We start from the raw sequence: 18,787 nt of genomic DNA, 5'->3' as shown, positions 1-18,787 counted from the left end.
TAAAAATCAATTTTATGCAAACACGTTTTCGTATCCATTTACTGGTTGCCGTATCGCTCCTGTTATTCGCATCCTGCAAAAAAACCAATAAAGAAGGCAGGTATGTACCGAAAGATGCGGCTATTGCTGTACATATCAATGGCGCTTCTTTATCAACCAAGTTACCATGGGATGAAGTAAAACAAAATCCATTGTTCCAGGAAATGTATGCGGATAGTACTGTTCCTCCATTTGTAAAAAATGCGTTGAACAATCCGGATAACAGTGGTATCGATGTAAAAACCGATCTGTCATTCTTTGCACAAAAAGATTCAGCAGGCGGCATCATCGGGTTTACAGGAACAGTTAAAGATGCTGAAAAATTCAGGTTGTTCTTCCTGGATGCCAGCCAGGGCGGAAGTGAAAATGAAAAAGATGGTATTAAATTCATCAGCAAATCACCCATGTGCGTAGGCTGGAATAAAGAAAGATTTTTATTGATAGTGAATGCGCCGCAACTGGACATGCATGCCTACATGGATAAGCAAACAAGGGACCTGTTTAATACCTGTAAAGAACTTTTTGATATAAAAGAAAGTAATTCGCTTGGCGAAAACGAAAAGTTTACTGCAATGGTTAAAAAAACAGGAGATATTCATTTCTGGATGAACAGTGAAGAGTTGTATAAAAGCGGTATGAATAATCCTGCTCTGTCGATGCTGAAACTGGATAATTTATATAAAGGAAGCATTACTGCAGCTGCCATTAATTTTGAAAATGGAAAGATTTTAATGGATGCTAAAAGTTATGCCGGAAAAGAACTGACCGAATTATATAAAAAATATGGCGGTAAAAATATTGACGAGGATATGATAAAGCATTTACCTGCTAAAGATGTGGCTGCTGTATTTGCCATGAGCTTTAAACCCGAAGGCATAAAAGAATTTTTAAAATTGCTGGGTGTGGAAGGTTATGCTAACATGGGGCTTGCGTTTGCAGGTTTTGGACTGGATGATTTTATCAAAGCCAATAAAGGAGATATTGTATTTGCCTTGACAGACCTGAAACAAAAAGCCGTTTCCACAGACACCAGCATGGCCGGAATGCCGATGATGGAAACCCAAAGCAATATTGTTCAGCCTGAAATTATTTTTACAACATCAATTGGTGATAAAGATGCTTTTAATCTTTTAATTAAAGCAGGAGAAAAACTGGGTGGTAATTTACCTGCCAGCGTGCCGGTTAGCTATAAAAGCGATGGTAAATATTTTGCCATTGGTAATATAAAAGAAAACGTTGACAATTATATTGCAGGGAAAGCCAATAATAATTTTGATTTTTTAAGTAAGATCAGTGGCAATCCTGTTGGCGGTTATGTAAACTTCCAGTTTATTTTAAAAGCAATAGAAAGCAATTTAACTAAGGACAGCAGCGCAAAAATTGTATACGATGCTTCAGTAAAAATGTGGGATAATTTATACATGAAGGGTGGCCAATACGAAGATGGCGGAATTTCACAATCGCTTGAAGTAAATTTGATGGATAAAAATACCAACAGCTTAAAACAATTGAATCAGTATGTAGGATTGTTGGGTAAGCTGAAAATGGAACAGGATAAAAAACATCAAATGAACGATGTAACAATTGATGAAGTGAGGCCGGATTCGATGAGCATTGCTGTTCCCCCGCCACCTGTAAAAAAGCATAAATAATTACAGATAACTATTTTAAAAACCTATAAGCAGTAATACCTTATAGGTTTTTATTTTATCTTCAGCCCATGCAAATACAACTGCAACAACTGGTTCCCACATTTATTGAAGAAGAAAAAATTTCCAACTCACAGATATGGAACAGCACTGTTGTTTTTAATACCGGCGAAAAAATACAGATCGTGGCACCAAGCGGCAGTGGTAAAACTTCTCTTATTCATTTTTTATACGGGTTAAGAAAGGATTACAACGGGGTTATTTTGTATGACAGTAAATCCATTGCAAATTTTGATGCAGAAAAATTTGCCATTTACCGGCAGCAAAATATCAGTATTGTTTTCCAGGACCTGCGTTTATTTCCCGAACAAACTGTGATACAAAATTTAGATATTAAAAGACAGTTAAATCCATTTCATGTTGAAAGTAAAATTACAGCGATGGCAAAACGGCTGGGTATCGGAAATAAATTGAACAAGCTTTGCAAAACCTGTAGTTACGGCGAACAGCAACGTATTGCTATCATTCGTTCTTTACAACAACCTTTTAATTTTTTATTGTTAGATGAACCTTTCAGTCACCTGGATGAGAACAATAGAAAAATAGCCATGGAATTAATGGAAGAAGAAGCAGCGTTAAGAAAGGCTTCTATCATATTAGCTGATCTGAAAGCAATAGAGTATTTTAAAGCAGACAGAACATTACATTTATAACCTGATAAGAAAGTTAATCAATTAACTAATCAACCTATTCAATGCTTTCTTTTAAAAACATAGCGCCATTTTTAAACACCGGCGAAAATAAAGCCAGCCGCTGGTTAAGCTATATTGGGTTGGGCATAGGAGTGTTGTTATTGTTATGTTCAGTGCAGATGTATATTAACATTAATGAACTTTTAAAAAATAAAAGCCCTAAAAAAAACGGTTTTGATTTTATAGCCATCACAAAAAATATTACGGATGAAAATATGGTGGGCAACCATAGTTTTTCTGCAAGCGATTTAGCAGAATTAAAACAACAAAAATTCCTTGATGATGTATCGCCATTGATCGGCAACAAATTTGTAATAGACGCTAATGGCGGCAGCATGCTTCCCTTCAGTACCGATTTTTTTGCAGAAGCTATTGACAATAATTTTTTAGATACTTTACCGTCCTCTTTTAAATGGGCACCCGGCGACCAGGTAATTCCTATCATTGTGTCATCAGACTATTTTGAAATTTACAATACACTTTTTGCCCCCAGCAGAGACTTACCGCAGTTTTCTGAAAAAACTATTGCTTCAGTTTTTATTCAACTGGATTGTTCCGGTAATGGCTTTAAAGATTCTTACAAAGGAAATATTGTGGCACTCAGCGACAGGATCAATACTGTGTTACTGCCGAAAAGTTTTTTAGAATGGGCTAATAAAAAATATGCCGGTATCGAAAATTTTAATCCATCCAGAATATATATAAAAACAAAGGACGCCAACAATCCTGAGTTGCTGAATTTCTTACAACAAAAAAATTATCACGTTAATAAAGACAAGACAAAATTTGGCAGGATAAAGCAAGTGCTGCAGGCAATAGTTAGCGGGTTGGCAGGCTTTGGTGTACTGGTTATTTTATTAGCGATGGTGTTATTCTCTTTTTATTTGCAATTGATGATTGCCAAAAGTAAAGAGAATCTGCAACTACTTTTAACATTGGGCTATTCGCCGCAATGGCTGAGTAAAACTGTTGCAAAAAAATGGATACCGGTTTATGTTGCAGTAGTCATTGCTGCTGTATTAGCCACCGCTTTACTGCACTGGAGTTTTCAGCATTTTTTTATGAAAGATAAAGAAGAACTTTCCCCTTTTATACATTGGGGTGTAATTGCCATTGCATTGGCATTGCTGGTATTATCCGTGGTGGTTAATTTCCGGCTGGTAAAAAAATTGCTGTACAAATTATAAAGCTTCGTATATAACAGCAGCACCCTGCCCTACTCCAATGCACATTGTAGCTAAACCATATTTTGCTTTGCGGCGTTTTAATTCGTACAATAAAGTAGTGGAAATTCTTACGCCGCTGCAACCTAAAGGATGGCCCAATGCAATAGCACCACCGTTTACATTTACTTTCTCCAGGTCCAAACCCAGGTCGTAGATACAAGCAATAGATTGTGATGCAAAAGCTTCATTCAATTCCACCAGGTCAAGATCGGCAACAGTAAGTCCTGCTCTTTCCAAAGCCTTTTTGGTTGCAGGCACCGGACCAACACCCATTATCGAAGGATCTACACCGGCAACAGCCATACTTACAATCTTTGCAATGGGTTGCAATCCGTATCTTTTTACAGCCGCTTCGCTTGCCAATAACATTGCAGCAGCACCATCATTAATACCTGACGAATTTCCTGCAGTTACAGTACCATCTTTTGCAAATGCAGGTTTTAATTGTCCCAGTTTTTCTAAGCTGGATAAACGTGGGTGTTCATCTTTATCAAAATCAAACACATCTTTACCCACCTGCACCTGCAAAGGAATAATTTCATCTCTCCATTTATTAGCAGCTAATGCCCTGGCATATTTCTGCTGGCTTTCCATTGCAAATTCATCCTGTGCATTACGGCTGATATTCCATTGGCGGGCAACATTCTCCGCCGTTTCTCCCATAGTGTATGGATAATATAATTCTGATAATTTTTTATTTACAAAACGCCATCCAAGGGTGGTATCAAAAATCTGGTTCTCCCTGGAAAAGGCTGCTGTTGCTTTAGGCATTACAAAAGGGGCCCTGCTCATACTTTCCACACCACAGGCAATTATTAAATCACCATCCCCACAGGCAATTGCCCTTGCGCCATCCATTATGGCTTGTAGCCCGCTGGCACATAAACGGTTCACCGTATTTCCACTAACGGTTACGGGCAGCCCGGCCAGCAATGCCGCCATACGGGCCACATTGCGATTGTCTTCACCGCTCTGGTTAGCGGCGCCTGCAATCACATCTTCAATGGCATTTACATCAATGGCATCGTTCCGCTTTACCAGAGTTTTAATCACATAGGCCAACAAATCATCCGGTCTTATATTACTTAAAGCGCCACCATATTTACCAATTGGAGTTCTGATGGCATCAACAACATATACATTTTGCATAATTATTTTTTTGGAGCCGGGCTAAGAAGCTGTGTTCATCTTCATTGGCGTCGCACTCTTGTACTGTATCTCTTTACGGAGCTTTTATCTAAGCGTAAATTTATGGAATAATCTACTCACCGTATCTTAACGCTAAATATAATTAATGAAACTGCTATTAGTAATCATCGCAGGTATCTTTTTTAATGCAAGCTGTATTAACAGATCAAGCCCCGATTACCGTACTCTTATTCAAGGTGACTGGCAATCAAAAAAATCAGACAGCTTCGCCAGCCCAAAGCCGTATACATTTAGTTTTGAGGACTCCCTATACAGTATTATCAACCCCTACTTTAAATTTAGTAAATATAATATCACCGGAGATATTATTTCCATTCAAATAGATTCGTTAGAAGTTGAAACAAGATATCCCTTAAAATATAAGATCGTATTGCTGAATGCAGATTCTTTAATCTTACACCCCATTTCAACTGATACCATATTAACAAAGACTTTTCGGCTGGGAAAAATCAAACCAAAAAACAATTTATCGCCAGTGATGATCTATTTTCAAAGCTCCCCATGTTTTGGCAGCTGCCCTTCTGTTACTTTAGAAATTGATAGTGTGGGAAAGCTGTTGTTCTATGGGGGAAATCTGCCGGATACCGGGCTTATATTCAAAGATTCTCTTAATAAGAAGAAATTCGATTTAATAGTTGACAAGATCAGGAACCTGGCAATAGATTCTTTAAACGAATTTTATGATGCCGGTTGGACAGACGATCAATCTTGCGGCGTAAATATTGTTACAAAAGACCGGCAAATACATTCTACCGCATATGGCTATGATAAAGAACCAGTTGAATTACGCCTGCTTTTAAATTACCTGATGTACCTGAACAAACGATTGCACCTTCAACCTGCAACCGGTGTTAATGAAGACTATTTTGAATGGAATAAAAACCTTCAGCTATTAGACCATACAGCGCCGCCACCCATGGTAGCTCCTCCGCCAATTAAAAATAAACACAAGATTAAGGCTGGCAGATACAAGCATTAAATCAGCTTAAAGTATCTTTGCAGCATGTCAGCAGTTACCAACATAAGAACACTCAGTCTTCCTGAATTAAAAGAATACTTTGAATCTATAGGGGATAAAAAATTCCGTGCCATACAAACCTACGAATGGATATGGAAGAAAAGTGCCACCAGTTTTGATGATATGAGCAACTTAAGCAAGGAGTTACGTATCAAATTAGCAGCACATTTTACTTTGCCTGCAATTACTACAGATACCACACAGATTAGTGGTGATGGCACTTTAAAATCACGTTTTAAGACCTTTGACGGGCATTTTATAGAAGGCGTACTCATTCCTACTGAAAAGAGAAATACGGCCTGTGTATCGTCCCAGATCGGCTGCAGCCTTACCTGTTCTTTTTGTGCCACGGGCAAAATGGAACGCAAACGCAATTTGAATTTTGATGAGATATACGACCAGGTGGCGCAACTGAATCAGCAAAGTGAAAAAGTGTACAACAAAAAACTAAGCAATATAGTCTTTATGGGCATGGGCGAACCTTTATTGAACTACGCTAATGTTTTGCAGGCGATAGATAAAATTACCAGCCATGAAGGATTGGGCATGAGCCCGAAACGCATTACAGTTTCTACTGCCGGTGTTGCCAAAATGATCAAAAAATTAGGCGATGATAAAGTAAAATTCAACCTGGCACTTTCGCTGCATGCTGCATCTGATAAAAAACGTGATACCATCATGCCTATTAATGAAAGCAACAATATTGAAGCATTGATTGAAGCACTGAATTATTTTTATGAGCATACCAAAAACGATATTACTTTAGAATATATTTTATTAAAAGATGTAAATGATTCTATCGAAGATGCAGAAGACCTGGTAAAGATCTACCGCAAAGTGCCTACCCATTTAGTAAATGTAATTGAGTACAACCCCATTGAAGGTGCAGCGTTTATTAAACCAGATGAAGATACCACACAACTTTTTACCGACCATCTTGTAAAGCACCGGGTAAATGTACGGGTGCGCCGCAGCAGGGGCAAAGATATTGATGCTGCCTGCGGGCAATTAGCGAATAAGGGATAACAACATGGTCAGACGGGACGTCAGACCATGTTGTTATCATAATCTGACGCCCCGTCTGATCATGATATAATATTAGCTATCCCATTAAACTTTCTCCAAAATATTAAGTCATTGGTAAATACAAAATTTACCATGAAGAAAATTATCATCGCTTTCATCTTTTTTATCCTGTTATCTGTTGCCGCCCATGCACAAAGAGGCAGCGGCCATGTAAGGCATGCTCCTAAAAAAGAAAGACGCCTCAAAAGGAAAGCGATAAAAACCGATCGCATACGCAACCACCGCATTAACATGAATTTAAGACGGCAACACCGTCACAGATATACCCGTTCATTAAACCTTGCACCAAACACAACGTCTGATAATAAATAAAAAATTACCATGAAAAAAGTATTAACAGCCATCCTGGCCCTGACCATTATTTCAGTTTGCGCCAGTGCACAAACAACTCCATCAACAATTAAAGCCGGCAACAGATCAGAAGTTAGAAAACATCCGGGCAAACATCATCGCCACCGTAAGATCAGGAGAATGCATCGCCATCACCGTATGGCACAGCAATTAAATTTTTCTGAAGCACAAAAGCAACAGGCCACAGTGTACAGGGAAGATTTTAAAAAGAAAATGAAAGCATTGAACAGTAATGAAAATATTACGGTGAAAGAACAGCGTGATCAAAGGACAGCATTATTGAAAGATCAGAAAGCAAAGATGCAAAGCCTGCTTACTCCTGAGCAGAAAAATAAAATGGCACAGTTAAAAACGGAGCATAAAGCAAAAGCCGAACAGCATTATACTGCACACCTGGATAAAATGAAAGCCCAATTAAGCCTTACCGATAAGCAGGTTGCATCAATGAAAACACAGCATGAAGCAATGATGGTAAAAGTAAAAGCCATTAAAGAAAATGAAAGTCTGGACAGAACGGCAAAAAAAGAAAAACTGATGGCTTTAAAAACCGAAATGAAAGCAGCACACCAGAAAATATTTACCCCTGACCAGTTGCAGAAAATGGAGGAAATGAAGAAAGCAAGAATGGAGAAGAAGGCAGTTAAATAACAGCATTTCACCCCTATGCATTACAGCGAATCCAAGGATTCGCTTTTTTATTACTATCTTTGCAGCTCACTCCTGTTGTAAAACAGTAAATCACTTCATATTATGAGCCAGTCTCCGTTTCAGAAATTTACAGTAAAGAAAAAGAACAGCGTTATTAAGGAAGAAATACGCCAGGAAAAGAAAACCTATCGTAAAGAACGCAATGCCTTTTTTGAAAAGAAAAAAGAAGAAGAATACCAGGCCAGGATGGCGAAGAAGAATGGTATGGCTCCTAAAGCTGCCGATAATTCAAAAGGGAAACCGGCAACAGGCAATATGCAAGAGGCAAAACCTGCAGCCGGAGAAAACAGCACCCGTACAACACCTAAATTTAAACCAACCGGAGGTGCTACAAAAACACCACATACAAAATCGGAAAAAGCAGCAGCTGCAAACGATAATGCACCAACCGGTGTAATGCCATTAAATAAATTTATGGCACATTGCGGTGTATGCTCACGCAGGGATGCAGTGGCTTTAATTGCTGCAGGCAAAGTAAAAATAAATGGCACCATTGCCACGGAACCCGGCTATAAAGTAAAAGAAACGGATGAAGTAGTTTTTAATACCAAAAAATTATTTGTCACCAAGAACCTGGTGTATATTTTATTGAACAAGCCGAAAGATTATATCACCACTACAGATGATCCGCAGGGAAGAAAAACAGTATTGCAGCTGATACAAAAAGCTACTACTGAAAGAGTATACCCAATCGGCCGTTTAGATAGAAATACTTCCGGTGTTTTGTTATTAACAAATGACGGTGACCTTACGCAAAAATTATCGCATCCCAGTTACGAAATAAAAAAGATCTACGAAGTAAAATTAGATAAGCCATTAGCAAAAGCCGATTTTGATAAGATCGTAAAAGGATTGAAATTAGAAGACGGGGAAATTAATGTAGACAGTTTAGCTTATGCAGACAGCAAAGACAAATCCATCATCGGTATAGAAATTCATAGTGGCCGCAACCGTATTGTGCGCCGCATATTTGAGCATTTGGGTTATGATGTAAAAGGTCTTGACCGTGTGATGTATGCTAATCTTACCAAAAAAAATGTAGAAAGAAGCAAGTGGCGTTATTTAAGTGATAAAGAAATCCGCCTGTTGAAATATATGAATGCTTCAAAAAAGAAATAAGTTTTAATGTTACCAGAATTCGAATTCTCCGGCAATAAAAGAAGTGCTCCGCCTTTTAAACTTTCAGAAGCGATAGTTTTTGAAAATGAAAATTTTGTTGCCATTAATAAACCAGCAGGGCTTTTATCTATACCCGACAGAACGCAGAGTGAAGTATCATTGAAAGATATGCTGATCACTAAGTACGGCAGCATTTTTACGGTACACCGTATTGATAAAGATACCAGCGGACTTATTGTATTTGCAAAGAATGAGGCTGCACATAAATTTTTGTCGCTGGCTTTTGAAGAACGAAGGGTAGAGAAATATTACCAGGGTATTGTGCATGGTTCTCCTGCAGTAAAATCAGGTACCATTGATGCGCCTATCAGCGAACATACCATTCACAAAGGTTTAATGGTGGTACACCGCAATGGCAAACCTTCGGTTACAGATTATGAAGTAATTGAAGAGCATGAATCATTTTCATTATTACAATTTCAACTGCATACCGGCCGTACACACCAGATACGGGTGCATTGCAAAAACATGGGCCACCCGTTGGCCTGCGATGATCTATATGGCGATGGTAAGCCTGTGTTATTATCTTCCCTTAAAAAGAAATTTAAACTAAGTAAACACGACGAAGAAGAAAAGCCGATGCTCAACCGGTTGGCCCTGCATTCTTACTGTCTAAAATTTACTGATGCCGAAGGCAGTGATTTTAACTTAACCGCTGCGCTACCAAAAGACATGAGGGCATTGTTACAACAATTAAAAAAACTCTCTTAGAACAAGCCACAGATTACACAAATTGCACAGAAAAAATTTGTGTAATCTGTGTAATCTGTGGCAAACAAAAAAGCCGCTCAAAGAGCGGCTTAAACTAAAAATACAAGAACTGATTAATCAAGATTTGGCTGCGGCGTATAACGCAAATAAGGTTTTACAATTTCCACGCCTTTAGGGAATTTTTTAATCGCATCTTCTGTGCTTACTGCAGGCACTACAATTACTTTTTCGCCGGCTGCCCAGTTAGCAGGTGTAGCTACGCTGTAGTTAGCAGTAAGTTGCAAAGAATCAATTACTCTTAATACTTCTACAAAATTTCTACCTGTAGATGCAGGATAAGTAATAATTAATTTCACTGCTTTATCCGGCCCGATAATTACCAGTGAACGAACAGTTGCCGTTGCAGAAGCGTTAGGATGAATAAAATCATATAATTCAGAAATCTTCCTGTCGTCATCCGCAATAATAGGGAATTCAACAGAGCAGTTTTGTGTTTCGTTAATATCGCCGATCCAGCCTAAATGTTTGTCAACAGGATCAACACTTAATGCCAATACTTTTACATTGCGTTTGGCAAACTCATCCTTTAACGCTGCCGTACGCCCCAGTTCGGTAGTACATACAGGTGTATAATCCGCAGGATGAGAAAATAAGATTCCCCATGAATTACCTAAATATTCATAAAAATCAATTTCACCTAAAGATGTTTTTGCCTGGAAGTTGGGAGCTATGTCCCCTAATCTTAAACTCATGATAATTTATTTTAGACTGCAAATATAATACTCTACCGATTAAATAGACTATTATTTCAAAATATTTTTTAACTTTGTGTTATATTTGAAGCTATGCTCTCTAAAAAAACACAATACGGGCTGAAAGCCCTTGGTTACCTGGCGTCCAAATACGGGCAGGGGCCAGTATTAATTTCTGAAATTGCCAAAAAGAAAAAGATCCCCATAAAGTTTTTGGAAAGCATTCTTTTGCAATTAAAAAACAAAGGGGTTCTGGATAGTAAGAAAGGTAAAGGCGGAGGTTATTTTTTAGCCAATTCGCCTAAAAAAACCACGCTGGCTTCTGCCATTAGAATTGTGGATGGCCCCATTGCCATGATACCTTGTGTAAGCCTGAATTTTTATGAAAAATGTAAAGATTGTGATGAAGCTACCTGCGGCTTAAATAAAGCCATGGCTTATACAAGAGATGCTACATTGAAAATTTTAGAAAAGAAAACACTGCACGACCTGATTGATACACCAGAATAAAATTCGTGAATGATGAGTGGTGAATCTTGAAAATTATCTCAATTTGAGGAGGCTCTTTTGACTGAAGCTTTTCCAAATCTCCCTTTTACATTATCGATGGCTTTGTACAAATCTGTTTTTCTTTCCACATCATCAAACAAATTGGTTTGTACTGCATCATTAGTAAGTTCGCTTAAACGTACACCCAGCAGGCGTATGGGGCTACCCTTCTTCCATAATTTTTTAAATAACTCTTTTGCTACCGGAATAATTTCATCATCGGCACAGGTGTAAGGAATAGTTGTTTGTCTTGAGGTAGTTTCAAAATCGGGGTAACGGATCTTTACAGCTACACAACCGGCCACTTTTTCATCCTGCCTTAATTCATAAGCTATCCGTTCTACCATCCGTACTAATTCGCTCATTAAAAAATCCACGTCCGTTTTATTTTCATCAAAAGTATTTTCTGTACTTACAGATTTTGCTTCGTGGTATTGCGATACTTCGCCATTATGAATACCATGGCTTTTATGCCACAGATCAACACCCCATTTACCCAATCGTTCTTCCAGCTCTTCAATTTTTCTTTCGCTGATATCTTTAATGGTGTATATGCCCATTGACTTCAGCGATTCGTAAGTATGGTCACCTACTCCGGGAATTTTATTTACCGGCATGGGCGCTAAAAATTCTTTTTCCATTCCAAATGGCACTTGTAAATAACCATTGGGTTTAGCTTCATCAGTTGCAATTTTAGCCATCATTTTATTGCTGGCCAATCCAAATGAAATGGGGAGTTGTGTTTCATTAATAATTTCCTGGCGCAGATCGATGGTCCATTGCAGGGGATTGAAAAATTTTTCCATTCCTGTCAGGTCGATATAAAATTCGTCCACAGATGCTTTTTCAAACAGTGGTGCTTTGGCCGCAATAATTTGTGTAACCCAACGGCTGTAGCGGCTATACTCTCCCCTGCTGCCATTAGCCACAATTAAATGCGGACATAACTGAAAAGCTTTTTTTGAAGGCATACCACTATGAATACCAAATTTTCTTGCAGCATAACTGCAGGCCGCTACCACACCACGTTCTCTGCCACCAACAATTACGGGTTTATCTTTTAAAGAGGGATTGTTCAATATTTCTACCGAGACAAAAAATGAATCCAGGTCAAAATGTGCTATGATGCGTTGTGGAGCTTTCACACTGTAATTTACTAAATTTAGAATTGACACTTCCGTAATACAGAGGAGCAGGAATTAAAAATTTCTATTTATAAATTTCCAGTAACCCATCCGGAAGTATTACAAATACTTTGCGGTTTTTTATATCCAGTTTTTCCAGGCTGTCTTCGTGAATAGGTATCAATGCTTCTTTACCATTATACATGATGCTGCATAATATCTGGTGCGGTTGTTCAATTACTTCCTCTATTACACCAATCTCTTCCCCATCATTCACCATCATAAAGCCTAGCATGGCAATAGGTGATGATTTGGCAGCAAACTTTTTAAAATCTTCTTCTGTGATCCACACTTCTTTGGGCGTTAATTTCCTGGCCACTTCCATTATATCAATACCTTCTAATTTTATTACCGTTTCACTCTCACTTCTTATTTGAGCAGCCTGAATAAAGTAAGGCATAAAACTATCTTTCTTCACTTCTAAAAAAATGGCTTCCAAACCTTTGAATGCTGTTTTCTTACCCAGGTTATGCTGTAACACGAGTTCACCTTTTAAGCCGGTGCTTGCGGCGAGTTTGCCTATTTTAAAGTATTCGCTCATTATTCGGTTTTCGATAGTTACAAAAATAGTTTAATTAACGCTTGTATTTATGAGAAAGCTATTTGTAAGATAACACCATGATTTCAAATAGAATTAAGGCTGTTAGTATCCAAATAATGTTCAATTTTCAACGCTCAATGTTCAATTTTCAATGAAAATACAGTGCATTATGCTAATTAAAGGTTTTGTAAAAGCCGCTACAAACAAATACAACTGTTTTTTATTGAGCATTGAAAATTGAACATTGAGAATTTACCTCCTCCATAATTGACTTCATTCTGCTGCCGGATGCATAAAAAAAGTTCCGCTAAAAAATAACGGAACTTAAATGAATTAACGAAACAGAGGTATTATTCTTCTGTCTTGGTTTCTTCTGCTGGTGCTGCTGAAGCGACTGGAGCTTCAACTTTGCGAACTACAGGTTGGTTACGTTTGTCCATACGTGCCTTTTTATGTGCACCCTGGCGTTTTGCAATATGAGCATCATGCTCACTGCTCCACTTCGTAAACTTCTCCATAGCTGCTGCTTCATCAAACAGACCTAGGCCTACACCACGCAGTAAATGCTTCAGGTATAACACACCTTTAAAAGAAAGGATGCGGCGTACAGTGTCGGTGGGTTGAGCACCTTTTTGCAGCCAATCCAATGCTTTCTGACGATCTACCTGAATTGTAGCAGGAACCGTCAAAGGATTGTACGTACCTAATTTTTGAATGAATTTACCGTCACGTGGACTTCTGCCGTCTGCGACTACGATGAAATAGAATGGTCTCTTCTTTGAGCCATGTCTTTGCAGTCTCATTTTTACAGCCATAAAATAGAAATTTTTGGTTGTTACTAAATAGGGTTTCTCCTTAAAAAAGGATAACGAAGATAATTACGAAACAGCGATTAGCCAAAATATTTTAAAAATCTTTACTGGGAGGCCTTAAAACACCATTTATTCCAGTATTTTTTCTACTGAAAACAACTTGCCGGCAGCATTTACCCCTTCAATTTTAAGCAGGAGTTTTTTTGATATATCATTATTAAAATATTCAATTTTAAAGGTATTATTGGTTTTGTCCATTATTACATTGGGGTTCCAATAAACAGTAGTGCGGTAATCCGGTTGCTTCGCCAAAACTTTATCGTTATAATCCGGGCTGTTAAATTCTTTTTGCGCATTGTATCCTTTAATATAAACAAAAGGCAGCCCTTTTACCGGCGGACCTTTTTCCCTGCCGGTTTTTGTATACACAAATAAGGCGCCGTTAGAAGTTTGAAACCCTGCACCAATTGCTATTCCGGGAAAGTATTTTACATAAGCCACATCACTCATCGTAACTAATTCCAAACCATCACCAAAACCATCACCGGGTGTCCATTCAACTTCGTTAATAAAAATCAATACAGGAAGAATGCTATCTACTATCATATAACTCCCATCGTTATTTACCCTCCTTATTTTAGCTTGTTTGGCGAATACGCCGTGATATAATTTTAGCCCTGGCAGCCTGAAACGGAGATAGTTTTTTATATCATGATTTGCAGCTACTCCCAATGTGTCATCTATAACATTCAACTGAAAGCCTCTTGTTGTTCCACCAAACATACCGGAAGTATAAAATTTATCCAGTTCATCAATACGTTCTGTAATAGGATTGCCTTTATATTTTGATTTTACCACTACGCCTTTGATCGTTTGCAGATCGTTAAATTTTTTGTGGACTGTAGTATAAAAATTGTCGAAGTTATTATTTTGCTCTGCTGTTTTTACTATAGTAGCATATGATTGCTTTGGCAAAGCACCTATCTGCACGGGAATTGATAGCCCCTCTTCTCTTTGTATGGTTAAATAATTGATCAGCTCTTTATTTTTATCCATCTGGTAAGCCACTTTTGCAGAATCAAAAAATACCAGGCCAGATTTTTTAAATGAAGTGAGGCCTGCAGGCTTTACATTATAAAACTGTTTACCGAGACCATTATTAGTTACAATAAGATTTAGCGCATCATCTGGCGGTAAAGTCAGATTCTTTTCATTGTAATTGGCAGCTAAAGAAATATAGTTATCCAAAACAGGCTTTGTTTTATTTTCATTAATCGCTTTTTCCCAATCAAACTTTTTCCATTGATGCGATAGCAATAAAAGATCGACGCCCTTAAAGTCTTCTGTTTGTAAAAATGCATTGGCATTTTGAGTAAGCCCCTTCAGTTGCGTATTCAACAAAATATCCTGTAGTATAGAATGTGTACCAGATTGATCATAAAAATTCACATCGGCTATGGAAACAGATAAATTGGTAAACATGGTATCTGCCAAACTGATCTGAATAGTATTCTTTCCTTTAGGCAGGTTATTTATTGTATCTCTTTTTACCATAGGTTGCTCTTTTGATAGCTCACCATTTATAAAAACTATCCTTTCCTGCAGTTTATTCCAACCTTTATCAAATAAAGTAAGTTGCATTAAACCTGCGGGTATAGAATCAATAGAAAAACCAGCCGAGGCCATTTCCATTTCATTTGGTAAAACAATATCTGCGTTATACACTTTGTAATTACCCATTTGCGCCAGCAGGTGCAATTCGCTTAAGCTGTCATTAGTGCGGTTTCTGGCCATCAGGTATTGTAATTTCTTTTCCACTACTTCTGCATGAAAGGACACGCCAAATCTTTTAATAGCAGGGAGTGGCGTTTGCATTTTAATACCATTATCATCCTTCCAAACTGCTTTATAGCTTATACGTGTACGTGGCATTAACATCAATTTACCTATTCCTCTATTATCAGTAGAAAATGAGTCAATCACTTTATTGGTTTCCACTTCCACAATTTCACCGTTTATCATTGCAGTACTTCCATCCTCATACAATGCTTTAAACCCGATAAAGTTGGGCAACTCTGCAATCACCTGCCCTCCTTCTGAAAAGAATTGCAATGTCTTTTGTTTGATGGGAGCAGTACTATCGAAATTATTTTTCTGGTACACATTCAATACATACTGACACACATTATTACTATCCTCCTCAATCATGGCTTTTGTAAATGCCCTGAATTGTATTCTGCTGAATTCAATAGTATCGGGTATTTCAAAATCGCCATTACAACTGCCTTCTACAATGGGGTATTGTTTTTGCTGAATCAGTTTTCCATTATCATCATAAATAGCGGCATAAAAATTAGTGGCCGTATAAGACACTTCATTTACGTTGTAGAGGTACGCTTTAAACCAGATCGTTTCTCCCGGCAAATAAATATCCTTATCAAAATGCACATGCATGGTTTCAAAAGAAATAATATTATCGGGTGTAATGCTATTTTTTTGTGTTGTTTGTGCAGTAGCAACAACCGTACAAAAAAAACAGAATACGAAAAAGTATTGCTTCATTTTACTCGAGTATTTTTTCAACGTAAATTAATTTGCCTGCTGCATTTACACCTTCAATTTTAAGCAGCAGTTTTTTGGAAACATCATTATTAAAATATTCGATTTTAAACGTATTGGTTGTTTTGTCGAGAATTACATAGGGGTTCCAGTATAATGTAGTCCGGAAATCGGGCTGTTTCAGCTGTGCTTTATCGCTGTAATTGGGGCCGGCAAATTCCCGGGGAGAATTATAGCCCTTGATATAAACAAAGGGCAACCCTTTGGCCGGCGGCCCTTTTTCCCGCCCGGTTTTGGTGTAAATGAATATAGCGCCAGTGGAGGTATTAAAGCCTGCACCAATCACTATACCGGGAATATATTTTATGTAAGCAATATCATTCATGTTCAATGACTCCATAGGATCTCCGGGGCTAATCGGGCCTGATGGAGATGGTATAGGCTCGGGAGTAACATCTACTTCATTGATAAATATTCTGGTGAGAAAAATAGTATCAATAACGGCATTTGTTCCATTACGTGGGACAATCATGGTACGTCTTTCGCCAAATTTGTTATCACGTAAATTTAGCCCCGGTAACCTGAAACGCATGTAATCTTTTATATCACGATTTGTTGCAACGCCAAACGTATCATCAATTACATTTAACTGAAAGCCCCTTGTTGTTCCGCTGAACATACCAGAGGTGTAAAACTTATCCAATTCATTTATACGCTCTGTTATCTGATTGCCTTTATACTTAGATTTTATCACCACACCTTTGATCGTTTGAAGATCATTAAATTTTGTATGTGCAGTAGTATAAAAATCTTCATACCTGTTATTCTGTAAGGATACTTTTGACCGGGTAAAATGCATTTCATCTGGCAAAGCATTTATCAATTGCGGAATGGGTAAGGTATCTTCCCTTTTTATGGTTAAATAATTTACCAGTGTTTTATTGATATCCATTTGATAAGCCACTTTTGCAGAATCAAAAAATACCAGATCAGATTTTTTAAATGTGGTGGCACCTGCAGGCTTTACATTATAAAACTGTTTGCCCATACCGTTGTTACTTATAATGAGATTAAGTCCGTCGTTCGCCGGTAAGGTTAAATTCTTTTCTTTATACTCAATGCCTAAAGAAATATAGTTGTCTGCCAGTGCCGGTTTAATTTCCTTTTTATCGATTGCTTTTTTCCAATCAAACTTTCTCCATTGATGTGACAACAAAACAAAATCAATCGCATTGCGGTCCTTTGATTGTAATAATGCATCACTGTTTTGCGTAAGTGCTGCAAGCCTGGTATTTAATAAAAGATCCTGCCGTATAGAATGTAGGTTTGCCTGGTCATAAAAATTGATATCTGCTATTGATACAGATAAATTAGTGAACAGCGTATCAGATAACCTGATACTAAGAATATTTCTGCCTTTAGGGACATTGTTCATGGTATCACGTGTTACGGTAACCTGGCCAGCATTATCATCGGCAGTGATAAAAATTAAGCGTTCCTGCAACTTGTTCCACTCCTTATCAAATAAAGTAAGTTGCATTAAACCTGTTGACAAAGAATCTAAAGGAAACTTAGCTGTTGCTAATTCCATTTCATTGGGCAATACAAGGTCGGCTTTATATATATTGTATTTGCCTATTTGCGCCAGGATATGCAGGAGACTTAAACTATCATTGGTTTTGTTCCTGGCAAGTGAATATTTCAGCTCTTTGCCATTCACTTCTGCATGAAAGGATACGCCAAATCTTTTAATGGCAGGCAACGGCACCTCTTGCTCAATACCATTATCATCTTCCCAAACTGCTTTATAACTAATACGTGGCCGGGGTATTAACATTAGTTTACCCATGCCGCTACTATCAGTTGCAAATGTATCAACCGCTTTGCCGGTTTCCACTTCTATTATCTCACCTTTTAATATTGCAGCAGTACCATCCGCATACATTGCTTTAAACCCAAAGAAGTTCTGCAACTCCGCAATGGCCTGTCCGCCTTCCACAAAAAAATGTAACAATTTTTGTTTTACTTCAATACTACTGTCTGCATTATTTTTTTGATATACTTTAATTGGCCGCTGATACACATTGTTACTATCCTCCTCAATCATAGCTTTTGTAAATGCCCTGAATTGCAGCCTGCTATATTCAATGGTATCAGGTATTTCAAAATCGCCATTACAACTACCTTCTATAATCGGATATTGTTTTTGCTGTAGCAGCTTGCCTTTGTCATCATAAATAGCCGCATAAAAATTAGTAGCAGCAAAAGAAATTTCATTTACATTGTAGAGATAGGCTTTAAACCAGATCGTTTCTCCGGGCAAATAAATATCCTTATCAAAATGCACATGCATGGTTTCAAAAGAAATAATTGAATCAGCGGTTGCAATATTTTTTTCTTCTGTCTGAGCAAAAGCAGGCAGCACAAAAAAAAGATTTAATATTAAAATCCATTTAGTCATT

Annotated in this window: 17 protein-coding genes; 10 read left to right on the top strand and 7 right to left on the bottom strand. The window is 37.8% G+C overall.

Features of this window, described 5'->3' with window-relative positions:
• Window positions 1–14 precede the first annotated feature (14 nt).
• The 3 genes from ACQ334_RS16825 (at window position 15) to ACQ334_RS16815 (ending at window position 3,627) form a co-directional block, all read left to right on the top strand.
• Window positions 15–1,691, top strand: coding sequence for a DUF4836 family protein (locus ACQ334_RS16825; RefSeq protein WP_430989414.1), 1,677 nt, complete (start codon window positions 15–17; stop codon window positions 1,689–1,691).
• 68 nt (window positions 1,692–1,759) lie between these two features.
• The gene (locus ACQ334_RS16820; RefSeq protein WP_430989413.1) at window positions 1,760–2,401 is read left to right on the top strand and encodes an ATP-binding cassette domain-containing protein; all 642 of its coding nucleotides are present in this window, start codon (window positions 1,760–1,762) and stop codon (window positions 2,399–2,401) included.
• Between the two features lie 41 nt (window positions 2,402–2,442).
• Complete coding sequence (locus ACQ334_RS16815; protein WP_430989412.1) at window positions 2,443–3,627, top strand: FtsX-like permease family protein; 1,185 nt, start codon at window positions 2,443–2,445, stop codon at window positions 3,625–3,627.
• Here the strand turns inward: ACQ334_RS16815 and ACQ334_RS16810 are convergent.
• Window positions 3,622–4,815 carry a thiolase family protein gene (locus ACQ334_RS16810; RefSeq protein WP_430989411.1) on the bottom strand — a complete coding sequence of 398 codons (1,194 nt, stop codon included), beginning with the start codon at window positions 4,813–4,815 and terminating at the stop codon, window positions 3,622–3,624. The two genes, ACQ334_RS16815 and ACQ334_RS16810, sit on opposite strands and share 6 nt — an antisense overlap.
• Window positions 4,816–4,960: 145 nt before the next feature.
• Between ACQ334_RS16810 and ACQ334_RS16805 the strand changes: the two genes are divergently transcribed.
• From ACQ334_RS16805 to ACQ334_RS16780, 6 genes are all read left to right on the top strand, one after another.
• On the top strand, window positions 4,961–5,854 hold the full coding sequence (locus ACQ334_RS16805) for a DUF6438 domain-containing protein (protein ID WP_430989410.1): 894 nt from the start codon (window positions 4,961–4,963) through the stop codon (window positions 5,852–5,854).
• 24 nt (window positions 5,855–5,878) lie between these two features.
• The gene (gene rlmN, locus ACQ334_RS16800; RefSeq protein ID WP_430989409.1) at window positions 5,879–6,919 is read left to right on the top strand and encodes a 23S rRNA (adenine(2503)-C(2))-methyltransferase RlmN; all 1,041 of its coding nucleotides are present in this window, start codon (window positions 5,879–5,881) and stop codon (window positions 6,917–6,919) included.
• Between the two features lie 132 nt (window positions 6,920–7,051).
• Window positions 7,052–7,291, top strand: a complete 240-nt coding sequence (locus tag ACQ334_RS16795; RefSeq protein ID WP_430989408.1) for a hypothetical protein — start codon at window positions 7,052–7,054, stop codon at window positions 7,289–7,291.
• A gap of 9 nt (window positions 7,292–7,300) precedes the next feature.
• Window positions 7,301–7,978 carry a hypothetical protein gene (locus tag ACQ334_RS16790; protein ID WP_430989407.1) on the top strand — a complete coding sequence of 226 codons (678 nt, stop codon included), beginning with the start codon at window positions 7,301–7,303 and terminating at the stop codon, window positions 7,976–7,978.
• A gap of 102 nt (window positions 7,979–8,080) precedes the next feature.
• A complete protein-coding gene (locus ACQ334_RS16785) occupies window positions 8,081–9,157 on the top strand; it encodes a pseudouridine synthase (protein WP_430989406.1) in 1,077 nt (358 codons plus the stop codon).
• A 6-nt stretch (window positions 9,158–9,163) separates the two neighbouring features.
• Window positions 9,164–9,928, top strand: coding sequence for an RluA family pseudouridine synthase (locus ACQ334_RS16780; RefSeq protein ID WP_430989405.1), 765 nt, complete (start codon window positions 9,164–9,166; stop codon window positions 9,926–9,928).
• Between the two features lie 113 nt (window positions 9,929–10,041).
• On the opposite strand, the gene ACQ334_RS16775 is transcribed toward ACQ334_RS16780, so the two are convergent.
• A complete protein-coding gene (locus tag ACQ334_RS16775; protein ID WP_430989404.1) occupies window positions 10,042–10,680 on the bottom strand; it encodes a peroxiredoxin in 639 nt (212 codons plus the stop codon).
• Between the two features lie 93 nt (window positions 10,681–10,773).
• Here ACQ334_RS16775 and ACQ334_RS16770 point away from each other — a divergent pair, with 93 nt between their 5' ends.
• Window positions 10,774–11,190 (top strand): RrF2 family transcriptional regulator, encoded by a 417-nt coding sequence (locus tag ACQ334_RS16770; protein WP_430989403.1) that lies wholly within the window; start codon window positions 10,774–10,776, stop codon window positions 11,188–11,190.
• Between the two features lie 38 nt (window positions 11,191–11,228).
• Here ACQ334_RS16770 and dinB read toward each other — a convergent pair whose 3' ends face one another.
• The 5 genes from dinB to ACQ334_RS16745 form a co-directional block, all read right to left on the bottom strand.
• Entirely contained in the window at window positions 11,229–12,374 is a 1,146-nt protein-coding gene (gene dinB / locus ACQ334_RS16765) for a DNA polymerase IV (RefSeq protein WP_430989402.1), read from the bottom strand.
• Between the two features lie 64 nt (window positions 12,375–12,438).
• Complete coding sequence (locus ACQ334_RS16760; protein ID WP_430989401.1) at window positions 12,439–12,954, bottom strand: ribosome maturation factor RimM; 516 nt, start codon at window positions 12,952–12,954, stop codon at window positions 12,439–12,441.
• Window positions 12,955–13,304: 350 nt separating this feature from the next.
• Window positions 13,305–13,769 carry a 30S ribosomal protein S16 gene (gene rpsP / locus ACQ334_RS16755; protein WP_430989400.1) on the bottom strand — a complete coding sequence of 155 codons (465 nt, stop codon included), beginning with the start codon at window positions 13,767–13,769 and terminating at the stop codon, window positions 13,305–13,307.
• Window positions 13,770–13,895: 126 nt separating this feature from the next.
• A complete protein-coding gene (locus tag ACQ334_RS16750; protein WP_430989399.1) occupies window positions 13,896–16,328 on the bottom strand; it encodes a hypothetical protein in 2,433 nt (810 codons plus the stop codon).
• A gap of 1 nt (window position 16,329) precedes the next feature.
• Window positions 16,330–18,786 carry a hypothetical protein gene (locus tag ACQ334_RS16745; protein ID WP_430989398.1) on the bottom strand — a complete coding sequence of 819 codons (2,457 nt, stop codon included), beginning with the start codon at window positions 18,784–18,786 and terminating at the stop codon, window positions 16,330–16,332.
• Window position 18,787 lies beyond the last annotated feature (1 nt).

The sequence above is a fragment of the Ferruginibacter sp. SUN106 genome, from assembly GCF_050611765.1.
Taxonomy (GTDB): Bacteria; Bacteroidota; Bacteroidia; order Chitinophagales; family Chitinophagaceae; genus Ferruginibacter.
Note: the sequence above shows the minus strand (reverse complement) of the source record. Positions and strands in the feature narration are given on the sequence as shown.

Excerpts from the sequence above, each read along its gene's own strand:
- ACQ334_RS16825 (WP_430989414.1), top strand. The coding sequence starts at position 15 with ATGCAAACACGTTTTCGTATCCATTTACTGGTTGCCGTATCGCTCCTG.
- ACQ334_RS16820 (WP_430989413.1), top strand. The coding sequence starts at position 1,760 with ATGCAAATACAACTGCAACAACTGGTTCCCACATTTATTGAAGAAGAA.
- ACQ334_RS16815 (WP_430989412.1), top strand. The coding sequence starts at position 2,443 with ATGCTTTCTTTTAAAAACATAGCGCCATTTTTAAACACCGGCGAAAAT.
- ACQ334_RS16810 (WP_430989411.1), bottom strand. The coding sequence starts at position 4,815 with ATGCAAAATGTATATGTTGTTGATGCCATCAGAACTCCAATTGGTAAA.
- ACQ334_RS16805 (WP_430989410.1), top strand. The coding sequence starts at position 4,961 with ATGAAACTGCTATTAGTAATCATCGCAGGTATCTTTTTTAATGCAAGC.
- rlmN (WP_430989409.1), top strand. The coding sequence starts at position 5,879 with ATGTCAGCAGTTACCAACATAAGAACACTCAGTCTTCCTGAATTAAAA.
- ACQ334_RS16795 (WP_430989408.1), top strand. The coding sequence starts at position 7,052 with ATGAAGAAAATTATCATCGCTTTCATCTTTTTTATCCTGTTATCTGTT.
- ACQ334_RS16790 (WP_430989407.1), top strand. The coding sequence starts at position 7,301 with ATGAAAAAAGTATTAACAGCCATCCTGGCCCTGACCATTATTTCAGTT.
- ACQ334_RS16785 (WP_430989406.1), top strand. The coding sequence starts at position 8,081 with ATGAGCCAGTCTCCGTTTCAGAAATTTACAGTAAAGAAAAAGAACAGC.
- ACQ334_RS16780 (WP_430989405.1), top strand. The coding sequence starts at position 9,164 with ATGTTACCAGAATTCGAATTCTCCGGCAATAAAAGAAGTGCTCCGCCT.
- ACQ334_RS16775 (WP_430989404.1), bottom strand. The coding sequence starts at position 10,680 with ATGAGTTTAAGATTAGGGGACATAGCTCCCAACTTCCAGGCAAAAACA.
- ACQ334_RS16770 (WP_430989403.1), top strand. The coding sequence starts at position 10,774 with ATGCTCTCTAAAAAAACACAATACGGGCTGAAAGCCCTTGGTTACCTG.
- ACQ334_RS16760 (WP_430989401.1), bottom strand. The coding sequence starts at position 12,954 with ATGAGCGAATACTTTAAAATAGGCAAACTCGCCGCAAGCACCGGCTTA.
- rpsP (WP_430989400.1), bottom strand. The coding sequence starts at position 13,769 with ATGGCTGTAAAAATGAGACTGCAAAGACATGGCTCAAAGAAGAGACCA.
- ACQ334_RS16750 (WP_430989399.1), bottom strand. The coding sequence starts at position 16,328 with ATGAAGCAATACTTTTTCGTATTCTGTTTTTTTTGTACGGTTGTTGCT.
- ACQ334_RS16745 (WP_430989398.1), bottom strand. The coding sequence starts at position 18,786 with ATGACTAAATGGATTTTAATATTAAATCTTTTTTTTGTGCTGCCTGCT.